The sequence below is a fragment of the Bacillus sp. FSL K6-1218 genome (assembly GCF_038006445.1).
GTDB lineage: Bacteria > Bacillota > Bacilli > Bacillales > Bacillaceae_G > Bacillus_A > Bacillus_A thuringiensis_S.
On record NZ_JBBOVE010000001.1, the window covers coordinates 1,266,386 to 1,286,312 of the forward strand.

Genomic DNA, 19,927 nt, shown 5'->3' on the forward strand with positions numbered 1-19,927 from the left:
AAAGAAATAAATGAAATATTTTAAAAGGATAAAACAAATATGGAGATATTAAATTTTAAAAAAGGTGAGGAGGAAATATAGTAACGATTACATACAGTGTTCCATGTTTTATTAAAAAATAGACGTGCTGAAATCGAACAAGTTTCTTCTATATAAATAGAACGAAAACTGATTGAAATAAATGTAAAGGAACCTTGACGTAAAGTTTACTTTACATATATACTCGATATATGGGAGGAGGGAGAAATTTCCTTGGAAAATAAAATGGTCGAATACCGAAAGAAATTTGGACTATCTCAAGAAAAACTGGCCGAGAAACTCGGGGTTTCCAGACAAACCATTATCTCAATTGAAAAAGGGAAATACGATCCATCACTTCCGCTAGCATTTGAAATAGCAAAAACATTTCAGACAACGATAGAACATGTATTTATTTATGAAGGAAAAGAAGGGGAGGAGTAAGAATGAACTATTCACAAAAGTACTTTGTAATCATGGGAATTATCTTTCTATTTATGAGTGGATTTATGATATTAACAGGTATAATGACGCATTCTGCACCGCCGGCTATAACGTATCCATTGCTTGGGATGATGATTATGAGTTTCTGCCTAAGCTACTTACACCCACAATTTAAAGAAAAAGATGAGCGAATGAAACTCATTCGTTATAAAGGAATGTTTGTAACCTTTTTTGCATTAACAGCATATTATCTTCTTTTCTCTATCGGCTTAAACTTAAAAATACTTACACTATCTGCTACTGAATTATTGAATATACTTATGGCACTTACGATGAGTACCGTCTTTATCTCATTTGTTGTTTTGGCAAAAAGATATTAAGATGGAAGAGAGAAAGGAAGATTAACATATGCAAATGATGTATGCTTTTGGCATTGGGCTTGTATTATTTTTAGCCGTATTCTTATTTATTCGTAAAGATGTTCAAGGTGGGACATTAACGAAGCGAGGATTTTATAAATTAATCGGCTGTTTAGTTGTTATGCTTATAGCGATTATTGTAATGATTGTTTTAATAAGTCAGTCACTATAGAAGGTAAAACGGAACCTTACTTTGGTAAGGTTTTTTCTTATGTTTTAACCTGAAAATTACGGCTAAATCCATTTACTGTAAATGATTTGTATTATATAATCCAATGAAATGATAGATAAGGAGTGTAGTATATGAATAAAAAAACTATCTTCTATTTATTAACTTGTCTACTACTTGTAGCTAGTACTACTTATATAATATGTAACAAACGAGAACAAGTGCCACCTATATTAGTATGGGACGAACAAGAATACTATGTTACGAATGAACCTGCCAAAGCTGAAGAAGTTGGGCAAAAACTTGGCGAAGTAACGAAGAAAATTAAAACAAGTAAAAAACCTACTAAAAATAGAGAATCTAATACATTACAAGAGAAAACAGAAGTATTCACAATGATTGAGGAAGAAAAAAGTGAATACCCGCCTTTAATCATAAAGGACACTTATAGTGATGAATATAGGGTAGTGAGGCCGATGTTGAAGCAAGTATTATGATGAAAAGGAGATTCATATGCAGAAAGCAACTGCGTACCCATGGTTGTTAAGAAAAACTTTTTCCTTTGCTTTATTTTGCCTCCTATCGGTGCAATTTACATTGTAATGAATAGAGGGGCACTACAAAAGAGAGACTTCATTTTATATGTATTATTTGCTGCTATTAATATATTACTTTGGTTGTTGCTTATGATTTTTGATCGGAGTATGTGGATTGTAGCAGGGCATTATATAATTGGAGCAATTGTTATTGTTTTTTCAAATATAAATAAGAGATAATCCAGCAATCTTAAAGTTGCTGGGTTTTATTTTGATATTTATAATGAAGAAACAAATTTTGAATAGAGAGTAGTGGGCGTTATGAGATGGAAAGCAGGAACGTTTGAAAAAATAGAAACGAATGACTCATCTATTGAGAAACTCATACATACATTTAAGGAACAAAACGTAAATGGCGGAGCGGTTATAAGCTGTTTTAAAGTACATAACGAAAATTTTTTCAAAGAAATACCATATTGGAAAGATGGACACGAGCACTTCTTTAGAAGAATCTTTAACTCTTTAGATATAATCAATAGCTTAGAAGAGTTAAAAATACATACGTCAGAAAAATATAAGTTGCATTTTAAAGAGCAATGGGCAGTCATGCTTGATGGTAGCATTGCCGCTCAAATTTTGTCGGGCGGAGCATATGAAGGATTTAAGGAACGACCAGTTATCGCAAAACAATTAGCAGTGAATGTATGTCAATATATGTTCCAAGATCGCTATGAAGATATTAAAGTGTTCGAAAGCTATTGCCCTTGGACAGATTGGTTTTACGATGTTGCATGGGATGTTACTTGGGTGGTGTTAGATAGTAGGGAGCGTAAAATGTGGTTCATTTGTGCTACGGATACGGATTGATAGATAAAGAGCCTTGTAGGAATGCTGCAAGGCCCTTTATTTTTTGGGAATTAATAGAAAACGAATCATATAAATGCTATACTAAAAAATGTTTGTAATGTCAGTTTCATAATATTGTATGATGCTGACTTACTAGAAAAGATAAGAGGAGAATGAGCGTGCAAAAGATAAAGAGATTATTGCTATTAATGATGGTAGTAGGATTAACAGCAGGTGTTTTAGCAGGGTGTACAAATCCGAAAGATACTACAGAAGAATTTTTAACAGCGATACAAAAAGGTGATGTAGAAAAGGCTCGTACATTTGTTGAGAGTGACAAGGAATTTAATAAACTAAATGAAAAAACAGATGATGCTGAGGCAAAAGCAATGCTAAGTGCAATTACAAAAAACTTTAAATTTGAAAAGCTAGAAGAAGTATCAAAAAAGGATGACAAAGCAGAAGTGAAAGTGAAAATTACATCTGCTGATCTATCCGTTGCTGTAACAAAAGCAGTGGGAGAAGTTATGCCAATGGCCTTCGCTAGCGCATTTAGCGAAGACAAAGAACAATCTGAAAAAGCGATCGAAAAAACAATGACCTCAACTATCATCAAAAACTTAACGGATAAAGATGCAACAATGGCAACTCGCGAAGTTACATTGAACTTAAAAAAAGACAAAGATGGCGACTATAAAATCGTTGCTGACGATAACTTGAAAGAAGTATTGTTTGCAAATGCGAAGTCTTTGGAGAAGATGTTTGGTGGGAAGTAATTGAATTAGATAAAAAAGAGACGCCATATCACGTAGAAGGTTGATATGGTGTCTCTTTTTTTATGACCCCGGAGAGGCTCGAACTCACGACCTCCACCCTGTCAAGGTGGCGCTCTCCCTGCTGAGCTACGGGATCCCAACTATAAATATTACCACCAGCAATGTGCTTTCATTTCATTCGTGTAATCGGAGGATTTGTATAATTTGTTGAATATTGTAACATTTGATGTATTCCTATAATAGCAATAAACTTTAATGGTGTAAAGATTTAATTTTGTGGATATTATCATTCCAATTTTTATATAAAAAATAAGCCCCGAAGAGCTTATTTTAATAATAATATCACCGCGATTATCAATGATATTTTCAAAAATACAATCATAAATAATGGAGCTCGTTCATGAGCTATCGTCCTGTAACTGTCATTCCTGCTGTGTAAATTGTATCTACAGAACCGTCAGCACTTACAACTTCAACTTTATAGCGATATGTTCCATTGTCTGAAATGTTTTCGCCATATCCTGTGAAAGTAGAAATTTCATCATTACTTCCAGCTGGAACCCATTGATTTTGCCAATGGAAGAAAGTATCATATTCTCCCCAGTTATCGCCATATTTTTTCTCGATGCTGACATTGTAATGAATATCTTCAGCTCGTTCATTTGTAATTCTTGCAATTACGTTTTGACCAAAGCTATATTCTGTAGCGTGTACTTGAACTGTAACACCATTCAACGTTTCGCTAGGACCACAAATATAACGACAGAACTCGCTTGCTCCGTCAGCATGTGCCTTCGGTGTATCAATGTTCATAGCTGTTAAACCACCTAAAGCTAAAGCTCCTGTTAATAATACTTTACCAAATGTTTTCACTTGAAATTCCCCCTAAGTATATTCTCAATTCGTTCCATAGATATCACATTAAGTATTTTTATAACATTAATCTAATCGAACGCTTTTTTCCTCGAGTGTATTCGCTATGAATCTTTCATCTTGTAGTAATCTAACCTCTACATATAATTTCATAGTTTTGATTCCATATATGTATCATGATTTACATAGAGCAAATCTGTTAATACGTTTTGGTTATTTACTTATCACACTGCTTTTTATTACCTTTTATTGGTAAAACGTTGATTTTATTATATACCATTATTATCTATTTACAAGAGAAAATCATACTGTATGCAAAAATGCATAATAAAAACCACTGCTTGTATTCTGAATTACAGAATACAAGCAGTGTTGGGTTTCAATTAATATTTGAGTGGAATCTAATGCTAATTTTTTATGTTTAACAGTATACATATATCATCGTTTATTAAAGTCATAATTGATAAACCTTGTCCAGGGGACACCCTTTCTGCTGAGATACAGGATCTTCAAAAGGGAAAGTATAAGCGATTATGCTAGTAATGTATGAAGGAATAATGATGAGAAGCGAATTCAGTAGAAAGTAGTCTTTGGATGTAGAGGTTATATTATTTACGATACCAATCCAAAGGACCTTCAGCACTCAAATCAACAAGAAAAGGGAGTAAGAAATGTAAAGGTAAGCTTATAAGTTCTGGCATAGCGTTCACTGTTTTCTTTGATAGATATTGTCTCACAAAACAATACGGACAATCTTTTTCAAATGTCACGAGTATTGACCATACATCTTTTATTGTCCACTTCGTTTTACAATACGTACAACGCGCCATGAGGTTCCTCCTCATTTTAAGTTTTCTTCTAGTATACTCCATTGCATTGTACGAAAGTCAGTTGTATTTGGTGTGGTGAAATGTAAGTTGTTTTATTTTTATGTGAATCTATTTAGTCATTTATGATCAATTACATATCATTTAATATTTTTGCAGAATGATAGATTTTCAGTTTCAATATGCCAATTGGCCAATATATCCTTTTTACAATTTACTGAAAATCATGTATAACAGAGATACAAGATTATTTTATTCCGCTATTTGCGGGCAGTAAGATCCCTTACCTCAAAATTCAGCAAAAGCAAAGAAGTTAGGTTGGGGGGCGGGCTGCTCGTAAAAGCCTGATTGGTGAGGGCTGATTAAAGTTTCACTTTATAAATATTCAGAAGTAGAGGGAGAAAAGTTGTAATGGTAAGAAAAACGTTCAAGATGCGCGTGTCTAGAAATAGAACGATTTCGATTAATGGATCGATTCTTGATGTGGATGTTACACATGATGAATTTTTACAAGAGTTTGTTGAGTGGGTCGATTCTAAAGGTTGGTCGTTTATGGGGATAACAGATGAGATTACGCCCGAGGAAGCTAGTCAAAAGTTAATAGATTCGTTGATTGATGAGAAGGATAAGAAAGAGTAATTCCTTCTTATTTTTATTGTATATTTATGTTCTTTATCGTAAAAATATGATATAGTAAAAAATAGTGAAAATTCTTCCAGTTTAATACAAATTACATGTGATTGGTAGATTTATTATTTTGTTAAGGAGTAAATGGAAAAGGGAGAGTCATATGGTAAATTTTAAGAAAATTTTGGTTTTTATTACAGTTATTTGTTTGTTTTTTTTGACGCCTATAACATTGCGTGCTGAGACGAATATTGGAGTAAATCCAGAACAAGTTGCACCACCACCTGCGGAAGGGCCGAATGTTTTTAGTCAGTTTGCAACGACGATTGATGCGAAAACAGGAGATGTTTTATATGACAAAAACGCACATCACCGCGCATTTCCTGCTAGTATGACGAAAGTATTAACAGCGATTTTACTCATGGAGCATACGAAGCCAGAGGATCAATTTGCATTTTCACAATTAGCATTAGATCAAGAGAAGAGTAATTATCAAATTGAGTTCCAACCTGGGGAGACAATTAATAGAAATACTGCGCTTATGATTTTAATGGTGCTGAGTGCGAATGATGTATCGTATGCGATTGCGGAGCGGATTGGCGGGAGTGTTGAAAATTTCGCCAATATGATGAATGAGAAAGCCAAGCAATTAGGGGCGAGAGATAGTCACTTTGTAACACCGAATGGATTGCATGATCCGAATCATTATACGACGCCATATGATATGGCTATGATTACGAAAGGTGTGCAAAAGTATCCTGAAATTTTACAAGCGATGAATACGAAAAGAACGACAGTTACGACGTCTAGGCAGACGGTGTCTATTTTTAATAAATCTAATTTTTTTGAAAATCCATATAGCATTGGCGGTAAGACAGGGTTTACGAATGAAGCGCGTAATACACTTGTTTTATTAAATGAGAAAGATGGAAATCGTATTATAAATGTAGTAATGGCTTCTCAAAGACCTGAAATTTATGAAGATTTGAAGCAGATGGCGGACTATTCTTTTGGTCAATTTGTGAAGCAAACTGTACTAGATAAACATAGTTGGCATCAAAAAACAACATATTTAAATAAAGATATTAATAGTGAACTTGAAAAAAGTGCAGAACTTATGCTTAAGAAAGATGAAGGGAAAAATGTGAAAACTATTTTCCGGGCAGCTTCATTAGATAAAGAATCTTTGTATCATAAAGGAATCCATCGTGGTGAGGTAGTTGGTGCAGTTGATATTACGAAAAATAATCAAACAATTGCGACGGTAAATGTTCTTTCAACAGAAGATGTCACTTTTGTGATGCCTAAAAAAGATACAACTGCGCCTGAAGTAAAAGGTTCAAATGTGAAAGTGATAAGTGTTGGGATAGGTGCGATTGTATTATTTGGAGCCATTTTATATGTAGTGCTACGCCGAAATACAAAAGGAATGAAAACAGAAGAAAAATAACGTATTAGTAAAAAGGGCTGTGGAGATTTTATCACAGTCTTTTTCTATGCTAAAAATACATTTAACTAATAATTGTAAATTTTCTTATTGCAATAACCTGAAGTTCGTTATATCATTTACTTGTGTTCTTGTTAAAGAACAAAATGGATATTGCATACTTCAAATAATATAAAACAACGGAGAGGGAGAGAGACGATGAAATTAATTTGGAAGGTAATTAGCAACGCAATCTCATTTGTTTTATTTGCATTGATGGTTTTTTTAGCTTTTGTAGTTATTTCTTCAAAAGCGAGTGGTGGTGATCCGACAGTTATGGGATATCAATTTAAGAGCGTTCTTTCAGGATCAATGGAGCCGACGTTTTTAACAGGATCAATCATTGCAATAGAACCAAACAAAGATGGTTCTAAATATCAAAAAGGTGATGTTATTACCTTTAAAGAGAAAGATCAAAAAATTATCACTCACCGTATTATCGGTGTGAAAGATACAAATGGAAAAGTAATGTATGAAACAAAAGGGGATAACAACAACGGACCAGATTTAGAGCCAGTACTTGCAGAAAATGTAGTTGGAAAGTATGCAGATATTACAGTTCCGTATGTTGGTTATTTACTGAATTATGCGAATTCAAAAGCGGGAGCAGCATTACTTCTTATTATTCCAGGAGTCTTTTTACTTGGTTATTCCGCGATTTCTATTTTTGGTGCTATTCGTAGCATTGACGGAGAAAAGAAAGATAAAAAAGTAGAACAATCCGTCTAGTTTGTTTGGTTATACTTTCCATTTAGGAAGTTAACAAATATATATTAAGGGGATATGGACATGACTTTAAAGAAAAAATTAGGAATGGGTATTACATCAGCAGTACTAGGAGCAGCGTTAGTTGGTGGAGGAACATTTGCATTTTTCAGTGATAAAGAAGTGTCAAACAATACATTTGCGGCTGGAACACTGGATTTAGCATTAAATCCATCAACAGTTGTTAACGTATCGAATTTAAAACCTGGGGATACAATTGAAAAAGAATTTAAACTAGAAAATAAAGGCTCTTTAGATATTAAAAAGGTTCTACTGAAAACAGATTATAATGTAGAAGATGTAAAGAAAGATAATAAAGATGATTTTGGTAAACATATTAAAGTAACATTCTTAAAAAATGTAGATAAGCATGAGACAATTGTGAAACAAACTACTTTAGATAAATTAAAAGGTGACACACTTACAGCTGTAGATAATGATTTATCGGCTTGGTTCTGGGATGAAAAAGGTATTTCAGCAGGTAAATCTGATAAATTCAAAGTGAAATTTGAGTTCGTTGATAATGGAAAAGATCAAAATCAATTCCAAGGCGATAAGTTACAATTAAATTGGACGTTTGATGCACAACAAACAGCAGGTGAAGAAAGATAATAAGAAAAAGGGCTATCACATGGATAGCCCTTTTTCTATTTTTCTAGTATTTGTCTATCAATTTTAATAGTTCTTTACTATAATATAGATAATGTTCTGTATAAAGAACGTAATGTTCGATGGGAGAGATTAAGATGCTGAAAAGACCGCGTAATTTTAAAAAGATGCTTATATTGCCGTGTATGTGTTCTATTACGTTTTATTTAGGATCTCAAATTATGACACATACAGAAGCGGCGTTCATTCATGAAATGAAAGTAGAAGCGACGCTTTCTACAGCAATTATATTTCCGAAAACAGTTAATACGTTAAAAGAGCAATCTGAGAAACATAAACAGTTTATTGAGCGTGAGTATGGAACGATGAAGGGGAAATCGAAAGCAACTTCTATTGAAGAAATAAAACAGGCGATTTCTGTATGGCAACATGGGCGTGAGAAAATTGTTGCTGAGAAGGAAGCCCTGCAAAATGTATATACTGAAATAGAAGCTCCTTACAATCAAATACAAGAAGAATTAAAGGTAAATAAAGATGAGTCGATGCAGCAAGTGTCCATATATGTAAATGAAGGCTTCCGCAGTATCAAAGAGAAGCGTGACTATATTGAGAAAGAAATTAGCTTGAAAGCTATTGATGAGCAAATTCAGGCTCTTCAGCAACAATTAAACGTTGCAATTGAAGCGGAAGGACAAAAGAAAGCGGAAGAACAAAAGAAAGCGGAAGAACAAAAGAAAGCGGAAGAACAAAAGAAAGCGGAAGAACAAAAGAAAGTAGAAGAACAAAAGAAAGTAGAAGAACAAAAGAAAGTAGAAGAACAAAAGAAAGTAGAAGAACAGAAGAAAGTAGAAGAACAGAAGAAAATAGAAGAACAGAAGAAAGCAGAGGAACAGAAGAAAATAGAAGAACAGAAGAAAGCAGAGGAACAGAAGAAAATAGAAGAACAGAAGAAAGCGGAGTAACTGCTTTAGTGAAACAGCTGGAAAACAAGAATGTGGTGCAAGAGATTATGAACGAATAAGCAAAGCTAGTAATATTTATACGAGTGTGAGGGAACGTTAGCCCTCACCTCTTTGTTTTTCTTTTTTCTTATAGTATTAAATGATTTGAGTGTGAAAAAAGTTATAAATTATCATTATTTTTTCTGAAAAGTCTAAATAATATTGAGAAATAAAAATAACTGAAAATATTAATAAATATGTGTTGTGTTTATATAGGGTTGTTCGTTATAATGAACATAAGGTTTTTAAAAAAGAACGCATATTAGCTAAGCTAATATAGTTTTCTTTACATCTCTTATTGAAAAATAAGTGATAAAAATATAAAAAAAAGCTAGGGGGAATTGATTGTGAGTCTGAAAAAGAAATTAGGTATGGGAGTTGCATCAGCAGCATTGGGGTTAGCTTTAATTGGTGGAGGAACATTTGCATTCTTTAGCGATAAAGAAGTATCAAATAATACATTTGCAGCTGGGACGTTAGACCTTACATTAAACCCTAAGACGCTTGTAGATATTAAAGATTTAAAACCAGGGGATTCTGTTAAGAAAGAGTTCTTATTACAAAACAGCGGTTCGTTAACTATTAAAGACGTTAAATTAGCAACAAAGTATACTGTTAAAGATGCAAAAGGTGATAATGCTGGTGAAGACTTTGGTAAGCACGTTAAAGTAAAATTCCTTTGGAACTGGGATAAACAAAGTGAGCCTGTATACGAAACAACTTTAGCAGACTTACAAAAAGTTGATCCAGATCTTTTAGCTAAAGATATCTTTGCTCCTGAGTGGGGAGAAAAGGGTGGATTAGCAGCTGGTACAGAGGATTATCTATGGGTACAATTTGAATTTGTAGATGATGGAAAAGACCAAAATATCTTCCAAGGTGATACATTGAATTTAGAATGGACATTCAATGCTAACCAAGAAGCTGGGGAAGAAAAATAATAAAAAAAGCGGGTATTCCCGCTTTTTTTTATAAAGAAAAAGAAGTGCTGGTTGTAAGCACTTCTTTCTATTATTATTTTTGATTTTGCTTCCACTTTGTAAATTCAAGAAATTCACGAAATTGTTCTTTGGAGACACCAGAGTTCATTGCATCTTTAACGAGTTGTGTCCATTCGGAGTCTAGGTTAGTTTCCTTTGTTGTTTCATCATGAAGTAAAGTATCAACTGGAATTTGTAGAACTGCTGCGATCTTTTCAAGAAACTGAATGGAAGGGTTTTTTTGTAAATTTCGTTCTATAGAACTAATGTAAGATTTAGCAACGCCAGCTTTTTCGGCAAGTTCAGTTAATGAAATCCCTTTTTGTAAACGAAGGCGTTTTATACGTTCTCCAATCATATTTGCGCACCTTTCTATCAATATGTAGTTGTCTTATGATGTCATTATTATAACATAAACTTCGTTAAAAAGAACAAACCTATTGAGCCTGACTGGATGGCTTCATACGTTGGAAAAATTGCTCGATGTCTTGCATGGCGATACCAGCATCTAGAGCTTCAAGTATTAAATCAATCCATTCTTGATCCAGTGCGTCTGTCTTATCTTTGTACAAATGTAATTCCTCCCTAATTATCGGTCATAATTGCTGCTACAGAATACATGATAATGAAATCCGATTTTGTGTTTTATATAGTGAATTATCAAATATTGTGTAGATGAAACAAAGATAAAATCCCCATTAAACTCCCTCTATGGAAATTATAAATTGTTCGATAAAAACTTTCAATATTTTCAGAAAACATTGTTGAATTGTGATATATTCGTATGCTAACTATGAAATTTTTACAAATATATTAAAAACATTACATAATATGACTAAATATTGAAAAAATATTGAATTTTTAATAAAATTCAATTTGTAATACATATTATTTATTAGGGGAGGAAATAAGGGATGAACAAGAAACCGTTCAAAGTTTTGTCATCAATCGCATTGACAGCTGTATTAGGCCTTTCATTCGGAGCTGGCACTCAATCTGCATATGCTGAAACGCCTGTGAATAAAACAGCTACGAGCCCAGTTGATGATCATTTAATTCCGGAAGAACGTTTAGCAGATGCATTAAAAAAACGTGGGGTAATTGATTCGAAGGCTTCAGAGACAGAAACAAAGAAAGCAGTCGAAAAGTATGTAGAGAACAAAAAGGGTGAAAATCCTGGGAAAGAAGCAGCGAATGGGGACCAACTTACGAAAGATGCATCCGACTTTTTAAAGAAAGTGAAAGATGCGAAAGCAGAAACGAAAGAAAAATTAAATCAACCAGCAACAGGGACACCCGCAGCGACAGGCCCAGTTAAAGGTGGTCTAAACGGTAAAGTGCCAACTTCTCCGGCAAAGCAAAAAGAGTATAACGGCGAAGTTCGTAAAGATAAAGTACTCGTTTTACTTGTAGAGTACGCTGATTTCAAACATAACAATATTGATAAAGAACCTGGTTATATGTATTCGGAAGACTTTAATAAAGAACACTATGAAAAAATGTTATTCGGTGACGAGCCATTCACGTTAGATGATGGAAGTAAAATTGAAACGTTTAAACAATATTACGAAGAGCAATCTGGTGGTAGTTACACTGTAGATGGAACAGTTACAAAATGGTTGACAGTTCCTGGTAAGGCTGCTGATTACGGTGCAGATGCTGCTAGCGGCGGTCATGATAATAAAGGACCAAAAGGGCCACGTGATCTAGTAAAAGACGCATTAAAAGCAGCTGTAGATAGCGGTCTTGATTTATCACAGTTTGATCAATTCGATCAATATGATGTAAACGGTGATGGAAATAAAAATCAACCAGACGGTTTAATTGACCACTTAATGATTATTCATGCGGGTGTTGGACAAGAAGCTGGCGGTGGTAAATTAGGTGATGATGCAATTTGGTCACACCGCTGGACAGTTGGACCAAAACCATTCGCAATTGAAGGTACACAAGCGAAAGTTCCATATTGGGGCGGAAAGATGGCAGCATTCGACTACACAATTGAACCAGAAGATGGCGCAGTTGGTGTATTCGCACATGAATATGGTCATGATTTAGGTTTACCAGATGAGTATGATACACAATATAGCGGTCAAGGTGAGCCGATTGAAGCTTGGTCTATTATGAGTGGCGGAAGCTGGGCTGGTAAAATTGCTGGAACAACACCAACGAGTTTATCACCACAAAATAAAGAGTATTTCCAAAAAACAATCGGTGGTAATTGGGCAAATATCGTAGAAGTAGATTACGAGAAATTAAATAAAGGTATCGGTCTAGCAACATATTTAGACCAAAGTGTTACGAAATCTAACCGTCCAGGTATGATTCGTGTTAACTTACCAGACAAAGATATAAAAACAATTGAGCCGGCATTTGGAAAACAGTATTACTACAGTACAAAAGGTGATGATCTTCATACGAAGATGGAAACACCGCTGTTCGATTTAACGAATGCAACGACTGCGAAATTTGATTTCAAATCATTATATGAAATTGAAGCAGAGTACGATTTCCTTGAGGTACATGCTGTAACAGAAGACGGTCAACAAACGTTAATTGAAAGACTTGGTGAGAAAGCGAATAGCGGAAATGCAGCTTCGACAAATGGAAAATGGATTGACAAATCATATGATTTAAGCCAATTCAAAGGTAAGAAAGTAAAATTAACATTTGATTACATTACTGATGGCGGTTTAGCATTAAATGGATTCGCTCTTGATAATGCTTCATTAACAGTAGATGGGAAAGTAGTATTCTCTGATGACGCAGAAGGTACACCACAATTAAAATTAGACGGTTTCGTTGTATCTAACGGAACAGAGAAGAAAAAACATAACTATTATGTTGAGTGGAGAAACTATGCTGGTTCAGATAACGCGTTGAAATTTGCTCGCGGTCCTGAATATAACACTGGTATGGTTGTATGGTATGCAGATTCAGCTTACACAGATAACTGGGTTGGTGTACATCCAGGACACGGTTTCCTTGGTGTAGTTGATTCTCACCCAGAAGCAATTGTTGGTACTTTAAATGGTAAACCAACAGTTAAGAGTAGTACACGATTCCAAATCGCTGATGCAGCGTTCTCATTCGACAAAACGCCAGCTTGGAAAGTTGTATCTCCAACGCGTGGAACATTTACGTATGATGGCTTAGCAGGTGTACCAAAGTTTGATGATTCTAAAACGTATATTAATCAACAGATTCCAGATGCAGGACGTATTTTACCGAAGCTTGGTCTGAAGTTTGAAGTAGTAGGACAAGCTGATGATAATTCTGCAGGTGCTGTTCGTTTATATCGTTAATACAGTAAAACTACCGAGAGATTTTCTTTCGGTAGTTTTTTTTGAGCAATGAATTTTATATAGCTAAAAAAGTCATATATAATGTAACTTTAAGAATAGAAATTTATTATATATGAAGTCTATATAAATAATGAAAGAATTGGATAAAAATAGTGGGAGAAGGTGAGTGAATGAGTATTTCCTCTATTGTAAGTAGGCAAAAGGAATATTTTTTAAAAGGGCATACGAGAAGCATGAAAATGAGAAAGAATAATTTGAAGAAACTTTATGAAGGCATTCAGCGTTTTGAAGAAGAAATATTTCAGGCATTGAAATTAGATTTAAATAAGTCAGTTCACGAGTCGTTTACAACTGAAGTTGGGTATGTATTAAAAGAAATTTCTTTTCAATTGAAACATATGTCATCTTGGAGTAAACCGAAGCGAGTTCGAACAGCACTGACTCATTTTGGATCAAAAGGAAGAGTAGTGCCAGAACCGTATGGTGTTACGCTTATTATTGCACCGTGGAACTATCCGTTCCAATTAGCAATTGCACCACTTGTAGGAGCACTGGCAGCTGGAAATACAATCGTTTTAAAGCCGTCAGAGTTAACGCCAAGCGTTTCAAAAGTGCTTAAGAGAATGTTAGGTGAGTTATTCCCAGAAGAGCTTGTAGCGGTAGTAGAAGGTGGCGTTGAAGAGAGTACATCTTTGTTGAGGGAACCAATTGATTATATTTTCTTTACTGGTAGTGTTGGCGTTGGAAAAGTTGTAATGGAAGCAGCAGCGAAACAGTTGACGCCGCTTACGTTAGAACTTGGCGGGAAAAGTCCTTGTATTGTACATAAAGATGCAAAGATAGAGATGACAGCCAGACGAATTGTTTGGGGTAAGTTTTTAAATGCAGGGCAGACGTGTGTAGCGCCTGATTATATGTACGTGCATTCTTCTGTGAAAGAAAAGCTAATTGAGGCAATGCGACATGAAATTACAGAGCAGTATAGTAAAGAACCTTTGCAAAATGAAAATTACGTGCGTATTGTAAGTGAACGTCATTTTGAACGATTATGTCGATTTTTACAAGATGGTCAAGTCGTAATTGGTGGAAACTATAAGAAAGATACATTACATATTGAACCGACAGTACTAGCGGATATTACATGGCAAGATGCTGTTATGGAAGATGAAATTTTCGGTCCGATTTTACCAATCATAGAGTACGACAACATAGAAGATGTAATTGGCACAATTCAGCAACATCCGAAGCCGTTAGCGTTATATGTATTTTCTGAAGATAAAGAAGTACAAAAGAAAGTGACGAGTAATATTTCATATGGTGGAGGCTGTATTAATGATGTTGTCTATCATCTTGCCACGCCATATTTACCTTTTGGGGGTGTTGGAAGTAGTGGATTAGGGGGTTATCATGGGAAAGAAAGTTTTCGGACTTTTTCACATTATAAAAGCATTTTAGCCCAATCTACAGCATTCGACATGAAAATTCGTTACTCTTCTACAAAAAGTGCTTTAAAATTCATACGAAAGTTGTTAAAATGATGATGGTGTTTATCAGTAGGCGCAGCCGTATGATAATAGCCCCTTCGCAATGGAAGGGGTTTTTCTGTTCGACGTTATGTATCATGCGAAAATGAATCAAACATACTACATAAAGAATAGAAACGAACGCTTGCTAAATAACCATTTTTGTTTGGATCGAAACAAAAAATAGTCTATAGAACATAAATATTTATTCATGAATATAAAAATTTAAAATTTAAAATTTAAGGTAGATAGGACGGGAAAATGAAAAAGATTATTAAAGTTGAAGCAGTTGAAAAACATTTTGGAAATCAAGTGATTATCCCACCTCTTTCTTTAGATATTAAAGAGGGAGAGTTTTTAACAATTTTAGGGCCGAGTGGCTGCGGGAAAACGACTTTACTTCGTATGATCGCAGGATTTGAAACTCCAACTAAAGGGAATCTTTTATTAGATGATGAAAGAATTAACGATTTGCCGCCATATAAGCGTCATATGAACCTAGTGTTCCAACATTACGCACTATTCCCACATATGACAGTGGAGAAGAATATTTGTTTTGGTATGAAAATGCAGAAAGTATCAGCAGCAGAGCAGAAAGAGCGTGCTGAAGAGGCAATGCGTTTAACGCAGTTACTTGAGTTCCGTAATCGTAAACCTGCGAAGCTTTCTGGTGGACAACAGCAGCGTGTTGCAATTGCAAGAGCAATTGTAAATAATCCGCGTGTATTACTATTAGATGAGCCACTTGGAGCGCTTGACTTTAAGTTACGAAAAGACTTGCAACGTGAATTGAAAAACTTACAACGTAATTTAGGAATTACGTTCATATACGTAACGCATGATCAAGAAGAAGCAATGAGCATGAGCGATCGTATCGTGGTTATGAATAAAGGACATATCGAACAAATCGGAACGCCGAAAGAAATTTATAATAAGCCGAAAACATTGTTCGTTGCGACATTCATCGGTGAAAATAATATTGTGAAAAACGGGGAAGGCTATGTAGCAATTCGCCCTGAAAATGTAAAAGTACGTTCGGTTGAAGAACCAATTTTAAAAGAATACCATCTTGGACATATTGAAGATATAGAGTTTGTCGGAAATATGGAGAAGCTTTATGTACGTGATGAGAAAACATCAGAATTACTAATGGCATATCAAACTGCTGAAGAGGCAGCGCAGTGGAGCATTGGAGATAATGTATATGTAGGCTGGGAGCAAGAGGACGAGGTGACCTTAAATTGAAAAAAGGGAAATTACTCGCACTACCTACAGTCGCGTGGCTATTAATTTTCTTCCTAATCCCGCTCGTATTCGTATTAGGATTCGCCTTCATGCAGCGCGGAGCTTACGGGACAGTAGAAATGCAATTTACGTTAGAGAATATATCCCGTGTGTTTGATCCATTGTACTTAGGGACGTTATGGGAAACTGTTAAAATCGCAGTTATTACTACAGTAATATGTTTATTAATTGGTTATCCATTTGCGTATACAATTACAATTGTTGACCGCAAATATCGTTCTATTCTTTTATTATTGGCAACGATCCCGTTTTGGATTAACTTTCTTGTTCGTTCATACGCATGGATTGTTATTTTACGTTCACAAGGCCTTGTGAATACGTTGTTATTAAAGCTTGGTATTATTAGTGAACCGTTAAATTTATTATATAATACTCCTTCTGTAATACTCGGAATGGTCTATTCTTTATTACCTTTTATGATCTTACCAGTGTATGCAGCAATCGAGCAGCTAGATAAGCGTAAGCTAGAAGCGGCTTATGATTTAGGAGCAACACCAATAAAGGCATTTTGGAATATAACAGTGCCGATGACAATGTCAGGAATTGCGACTGGTTCTATTTTAGTATTCGTTTCTTCTATCGGAATGTTTGTTGTATCAGACGTGATGGGCGGATCGAAAGTAGCATTAATCGGAAACGTTATTCAAAACCAATTCTTAGGTGCACGTGACTGGCCGTTTGGATCTGCGTTATCGATTATCGTTGTTCTATTCTCTGTTCTGTTAATTTACTTATATTATCGTGCAACGAAAGTATATAAATATAATGAGAACGGAGGGGAATAGGCAAAGATGAAGAAGTTTTTAGTTTCTTATTCTTGGTTAATTTTGTTATTCTTGTATTTTCCAATGATGGTTTTAATGGTCTATTCTTTCAACGACTCTCGCATTAATGCGGAGTGGGAAGGTTTTACATTCCATTGGTATACAGATTTATTTCAAAAACAAGATGTTATTGATGCATTTGTAAATAGTATTACGATTGCAGTTATAACAACGATTGTGACAACGATACTTGGTGTATTCTTTGCGATTGCTTTACATCGTTATAAATATCGTTTCGAAGGGGCTATTAATGGCCTTGTATATTTACCAATTTTAATTCCTGATATTTTAATGGGATTATCTTTACTAATTCTTTTCAGTCAGTTAGGAATGGAACTTGGACAAACAACGATTATTATTGCACATATTACATTTAGTATTTCGTTTGTTGTTGTTATTTTAGCTGCGCGTCTTTCAAGTATGGGACGTGACTTAGAAGAAGCTGCAAATGATTTAGGAGCAACGCCTTGGCAAACGTTTCGTTATGTAACGTTCCCAGCAATTGCACCGGGAGTTATTTCGGCAGCATTATTAACATTCACATTATCAATTGATGATTTTGTAATTAGTTTCTTCGTATCAGGACCAGGATCAACAACATTGCCATTATACATTTACAGTATGGTTAAGCGCGGAGTATCACCAGAAATTAATGCTCTTTCTACAATTTTAATTGTTGCTATCGTAGGATTAATGGTTCTATCTGAAATCTTCCGTAACAAAGGTGCAGATGGTGAAGAAAACTCTGGAGGACACCTTCCTTTATAATACGAACGATATAGAAAGTACGAGGGGGTAATAAACCGATGAAATTAATGAAAAGAATAGCTGGCGCAGCAATTAGCTTTAGCCTTGTTGTTGGTGTACTTGCTGGTTGTGGTGAAAAGAAAGAAGAATTAAATATTTATAGCTGGGCTGACAATTTTGATGAGCAAGTGCTAAGAGATTTTGAAAAGAAATATAATGTGAAAATTAACTATGATAAGTACGCAAGTAACGAAGAAATGCTTGCGAAATTACAAGCTGGTGGCGCAAAGTATGATTTAATTCAGCCATCTGATTACATGGTTAAAACAATGGCAAAAATGGATTTATTAGCGCCGTTAGATAAAAAGAATATCCCAAATATCGAAAACATGGTTTCCAATTTCAAAACACCGGCGTTTGATCCAGAGAATAAATATTCTTTAGTTTACACTTGGGGTGTAACAGGGATTGCATACAATAAAAAGTATGTGAAAGAAGCACCTACAAGCTGGGCTGACTTATGGAATGAGAAATATAAAGGACATGTAACGTTACTAAACGATTCTCGTGAAGTATTAGGAATGGGTCTTAAGAAGCACGGTTTCTCAAACAGTACGAAAGAAGATGCAGAGTTAAAGACAGCAGCAGATGATTTAAAGAAGCTGCTTCCAAACTTATTAGCATTTGATACAGACAACATTAAACAAAAATTCATTACAGAAGATGCTTGGATCGGAACAGTTTGGTCTGGAGATGCAGCATTTATCGCAAAAGATAATAAAGATGTAGAATACGTTGTACCAAAAGAAGGCGGCACGATTTGGGCTGATACGTTAGCAATTCCAAAAGGTGCAAAACATAAAGAGCTTGCTGAGAAATTTATGAACTACTTACTAGATGAAAAAGTAAGTGTGAAAAACTACGAGTCAATTGGTTACAGTAATCCAAATGAAAAAGCTCATCCTCTTCATAGTAAAGAATACCGTGATAATCACATGATTTTCTTAACGAAAGAAGAGTTAGATCGTACAGAATGGCTTGTTGATGTAGATGATAAGTTAAAAGACTATGATCGTTACTGGACAGAGCTAAAAACAAAAGGTAAATAAGTAAGGAAATGCGGTTTCTAAAGTAGAAATCGCATTTTTTCATAGTAGGAGGAAATCGTTTGAAGAAGTTACATCAATATGAGGTAATGTGTATTGCTTTATTATTTGCTGTATTTGGTATTGTTGCTTGGCGCGTACATGCAGGTGGCGTTACCGTGATGGATACATATGTCCGTGGATTAGTAAAAGGGCTACAAACGGAGAGTTCCCTTACATTTTTCTCGTACTTTACAAAATTGGGATCAGCAATTGGGATAGTCGCTACGCTCGTTATAAGTTTGCTTGTTTTTTGGAAGAAGCGTTATTATGCTACGATGATTGTATATCCAATGGGAATTTTAATAACACATCTTGTGAATAAAGGGATAAAAGAGATTGTAAAGAGAGAACGTCCGTCATTAAATGAAGCGCTAGATGCACTTGGATATAGTTTTCCTAGTGGACATGCGATGCTATCAATTATGACATTTGGATTTCTTGCTTATATCATTGCTGCTAATTTGAAAAGCGTAGCTGGGAAATGTGTCACAACGATTTTGATGGGGATAGTAATTCTATCGATTGGATTAAGTAGAGTCATTTTAAATGTACATTACCCAACTGATATTTTAGCTGGTTACTGCGTAGGTGGTATTTTGTTAATTATCGCGATTTACTATCATCGTTTACTTACTGAGAGATTGGGGCTTAATAAAGAGAGATAGAAAAAACGCCTGGAAAAACTATCATTATAGTGTT

The 19,927-nt window shown here is 34.8% G+C and carries 24 protein-coding genes and 1 tRNA gene; 20 read left to right on the forward strand and 5 right to left on the reverse strand.

Features of this window, described 5'->3' with window-relative positions:
- Window positions 1-252: 252 nt before the first annotated feature.
- From MHI26_RS06585 to MHI26_RS06615, 7 genes are all read left to right on the forward strand, one after another.
- Complete coding sequence (locus MHI26_RS06585) at window positions 253-462, forward strand: helix-turn-helix transcriptional regulator (protein ID WP_000428510.1); 210 nt, start codon at window positions 253-255, stop codon at window positions 460-462.
- A 2-nt stretch (window positions 463-464) separates the two neighbouring features.
- Window positions 465-842 carry a hypothetical protein gene (locus MHI26_RS06590; protein ID WP_001109901.1) on the forward strand — a complete coding sequence of 126 codons (378 nt, stop codon included), beginning with the start codon at window positions 465-467 and terminating at the stop codon, window positions 840-842.
- 28 nt (window positions 843-870) lie between these two features.
- Entirely contained in the window at window positions 871-1,053 is a 183-nt protein-coding gene (locus MHI26_RS06595) for a DUF3976 domain-containing protein (protein WP_001178295.1), read from the forward strand.
- A gap of 131 nt (window positions 1,054-1,184) precedes the next feature.
- Entirely contained in the window at window positions 1,185-1,547 is a 363-nt protein-coding gene (locus MHI26_RS06600; RefSeq protein WP_001036581.1) for a hypothetical protein, read from the forward strand.
- A gap of 39 nt (window positions 1,548-1,586) precedes the next feature.
- On the forward strand, window positions 1,587-1,826 hold the full coding sequence (locus tag MHI26_RS06605) for a hypothetical protein (RefSeq protein ID WP_098472131.1): 240 nt from the start codon (window positions 1,587-1,589) through the stop codon (window positions 1,824-1,826).
- A gap of 81 nt (window positions 1,827-1,907) precedes the next feature.
- Window positions 1,908-2,453 (forward strand): hypothetical protein, encoded by a 546-nt coding sequence (locus MHI26_RS06610; protein ID WP_061668021.1) that lies wholly within the window; start codon window positions 1,908-1,910, stop codon window positions 2,451-2,453.
- 158 nt (window positions 2,454-2,611) lie between these two features.
- The gene (locus MHI26_RS06615) at window positions 2,612-3,208 is read left to right on the forward strand and encodes a hypothetical protein (protein ID WP_001169501.1); all 597 of its coding nucleotides are present in this window, start codon (window positions 2,612-2,614) and stop codon (window positions 3,206-3,208) included.
- Window positions 3,209-3,271: 63 nt separating this feature from the next.
- Here MHI26_RS06615 and MHI26_RS06620 read toward each other — a convergent pair.
- The 3 genes from MHI26_RS06620 to MHI26_RS06630 form a co-directional block, all read right to left on the reverse strand.
- Window positions 3,272-3,344 (reverse strand) — tRNA-Val (locus tag MHI26_RS06620).
- 269 nt (window positions 3,345-3,613) lie between these two features.
- The gene (locus tag MHI26_RS06625) at window positions 3,614-4,081 is read right to left on the reverse strand and encodes a hypothetical protein (RefSeq protein WP_016082408.1); all 468 of its coding nucleotides are present in this window, start codon (window positions 4,079-4,081) and stop codon (window positions 3,614-3,616) included.
- Window positions 4,082-4,689: 608 nt separating this feature from the next.
- A complete protein-coding gene (locus tag MHI26_RS06630) occupies window positions 4,690-4,911 on the reverse strand; it encodes a hypothetical protein (RefSeq protein WP_000090230.1) in 222 nt (73 codons plus the stop codon).
- 408 nt (window positions 4,912-5,319) lie between these two features.
- Between MHI26_RS06630 and MHI26_RS06635 the strand changes: the two genes are divergently transcribed.
- From MHI26_RS06635 to calY, 6 genes are all read left to right on the forward strand, one after another.
- Window positions 5,320-5,547, forward strand: a complete 228-nt coding sequence (locus MHI26_RS06635; RefSeq protein WP_000251862.1) for a hypothetical protein — start codon at window positions 5,320-5,322, stop codon at window positions 5,545-5,547.
- 151 nt (window positions 5,548-5,698) lie between these two features.
- Window positions 5,699-6,985 carry a D-alanyl-D-alanine carboxypeptidase family protein gene (locus MHI26_RS06640; RefSeq protein WP_000247019.1) on the forward strand — a complete coding sequence of 429 codons (1,287 nt, stop codon included), beginning with the start codon at window positions 5,699-5,701 and terminating at the stop codon, window positions 6,983-6,985.
- A 195-nt stretch (window positions 6,986-7,180) separates the two neighbouring features.
- A complete protein-coding gene (gene sipW / locus MHI26_RS06645; RefSeq protein ID WP_000767802.1) occupies window positions 7,181-7,750 on the forward strand; it encodes a signal peptidase I SipW in 570 nt (189 codons plus the stop codon).
- Window positions 7,751-7,810: 60 nt separating this feature from the next.
- Complete coding sequence (locus tag MHI26_RS06650; RefSeq protein ID WP_000172852.1) at window positions 7,811-8,398, forward strand: CalY family protein; 588 nt, start codon at window positions 7,811-7,813, stop codon at window positions 8,396-8,398.
- 134 nt (window positions 8,399-8,532) lie between these two features.
- Window positions 8,533-9,357 (forward strand): DUF4047 domain-containing protein, encoded by an 825-nt coding sequence (locus MHI26_RS06655; RefSeq protein ID WP_061668020.1) that lies wholly within the window; start codon window positions 8,533-8,535, stop codon window positions 9,355-9,357.
- Window positions 9,358-9,743: 386 nt separating this feature from the next.
- On the forward strand, window positions 9,744-10,337 hold the full coding sequence (calY, locus tag MHI26_RS06660; RefSeq protein WP_000053713.1) for a biofilm matrix protein CalY: 594 nt from the start codon (window positions 9,744-9,746) through the stop codon (window positions 10,335-10,337).
- Window positions 10,338-10,410: 73 nt separating this feature from the next.
- Here the strand turns inward: calY and MHI26_RS06665 are convergent, their stop codons facing one another.
- Window positions 10,411-10,734, reverse strand: coding sequence for a helix-turn-helix domain-containing protein (locus MHI26_RS06665; RefSeq protein WP_000578885.1), 324 nt, complete (start codon window positions 10,732-10,734; stop codon window positions 10,411-10,413).
- Window positions 10,735-10,813: 79 nt separating this feature from the next.
- The gene (locus MHI26_RS06670; protein WP_000276219.1) at window positions 10,814-10,948 is read right to left on the reverse strand and encodes an anti-repressor SinI family protein; all 135 of its coding nucleotides are present in this window, start codon (window positions 10,946-10,948) and stop codon (window positions 10,814-10,816) included.
- Window positions 10,949-11,290: 342 nt separating this feature from the next.
- On the opposite strand from MHI26_RS06670, the gene inhA1 reads away from it, so the two are divergent.
- The 7 genes from inhA1 (at window position 11,291) to MHI26_RS06705 (ending at window position 19,893) form a co-directional block, all read left to right on the forward strand.
- Window positions 11,291-13,681, forward strand: a complete 2,391-nt coding sequence (inhA1, locus tag MHI26_RS06675; RefSeq protein WP_061668019.1) for a M6 family metalloprotease immune inhibitor InhA1 — start codon at window positions 11,291-11,293, stop codon at window positions 13,679-13,681.
- A gap of 170 nt (window positions 13,682-13,851) precedes the next feature.
- Window positions 13,852-15,219, forward strand: a complete 1,368-nt coding sequence (locus MHI26_RS06680; RefSeq protein WP_061668018.1) for an aldehyde dehydrogenase — start codon at window positions 13,852-13,854, stop codon at window positions 15,217-15,219.
- A gap of 246 nt (window positions 15,220-15,465) precedes the next feature.
- Window positions 15,466-16,449, forward strand: a complete 984-nt coding sequence (gene potA / locus MHI26_RS06685; RefSeq protein WP_000720333.1) for a spermidine/putrescine ABC transporter ATP-binding protein PotA — start codon at window positions 15,466-15,468, stop codon at window positions 16,447-16,449.
- Window positions 16,446-17,294: a spermidine/putrescine ABC transporter permease PotB gene (gene potB, locus MHI26_RS06690; protein ID WP_000715500.1), complete on the forward strand. Its 849-nt coding sequence runs from the start codon at window positions 16,446-16,448 to the stop codon at window positions 17,292-17,294. Before potA ends, potB begins: the two co-directional genes overlap by 4 nt.
- A gap of 6 nt (window positions 17,295-17,300) precedes the next feature.
- Window positions 17,301-18,101 carry a spermidine/putrescine ABC transporter permease PotC gene (gene potC, locus MHI26_RS06695; protein ID WP_000714189.1) on the forward strand — a complete coding sequence of 267 codons (801 nt, stop codon included), beginning with the start codon at window positions 17,301-17,303 and terminating at the stop codon, window positions 18,099-18,101.
- A 38-nt stretch (window positions 18,102-18,139) separates the two neighbouring features.
- A complete protein-coding gene (gene potD, locus MHI26_RS06700) occupies window positions 18,140-19,189 on the forward strand; it encodes a spermidine/putrescine ABC transporter substrate-binding protein PotD (RefSeq protein WP_000772492.1) in 1,050 nt (349 codons plus the stop codon).
- 86 nt (window positions 19,190-19,275) lie between these two features.
- Window positions 19,276-19,893: a phosphatase PAP2 family protein gene (locus MHI26_RS06705; RefSeq protein WP_003306560.1), complete on the forward strand. Its 618-nt coding sequence runs from the start codon at window positions 19,276-19,278 to the stop codon at window positions 19,891-19,893.
- Window positions 19,894-19,927: the final 34 nt, after the last annotated feature.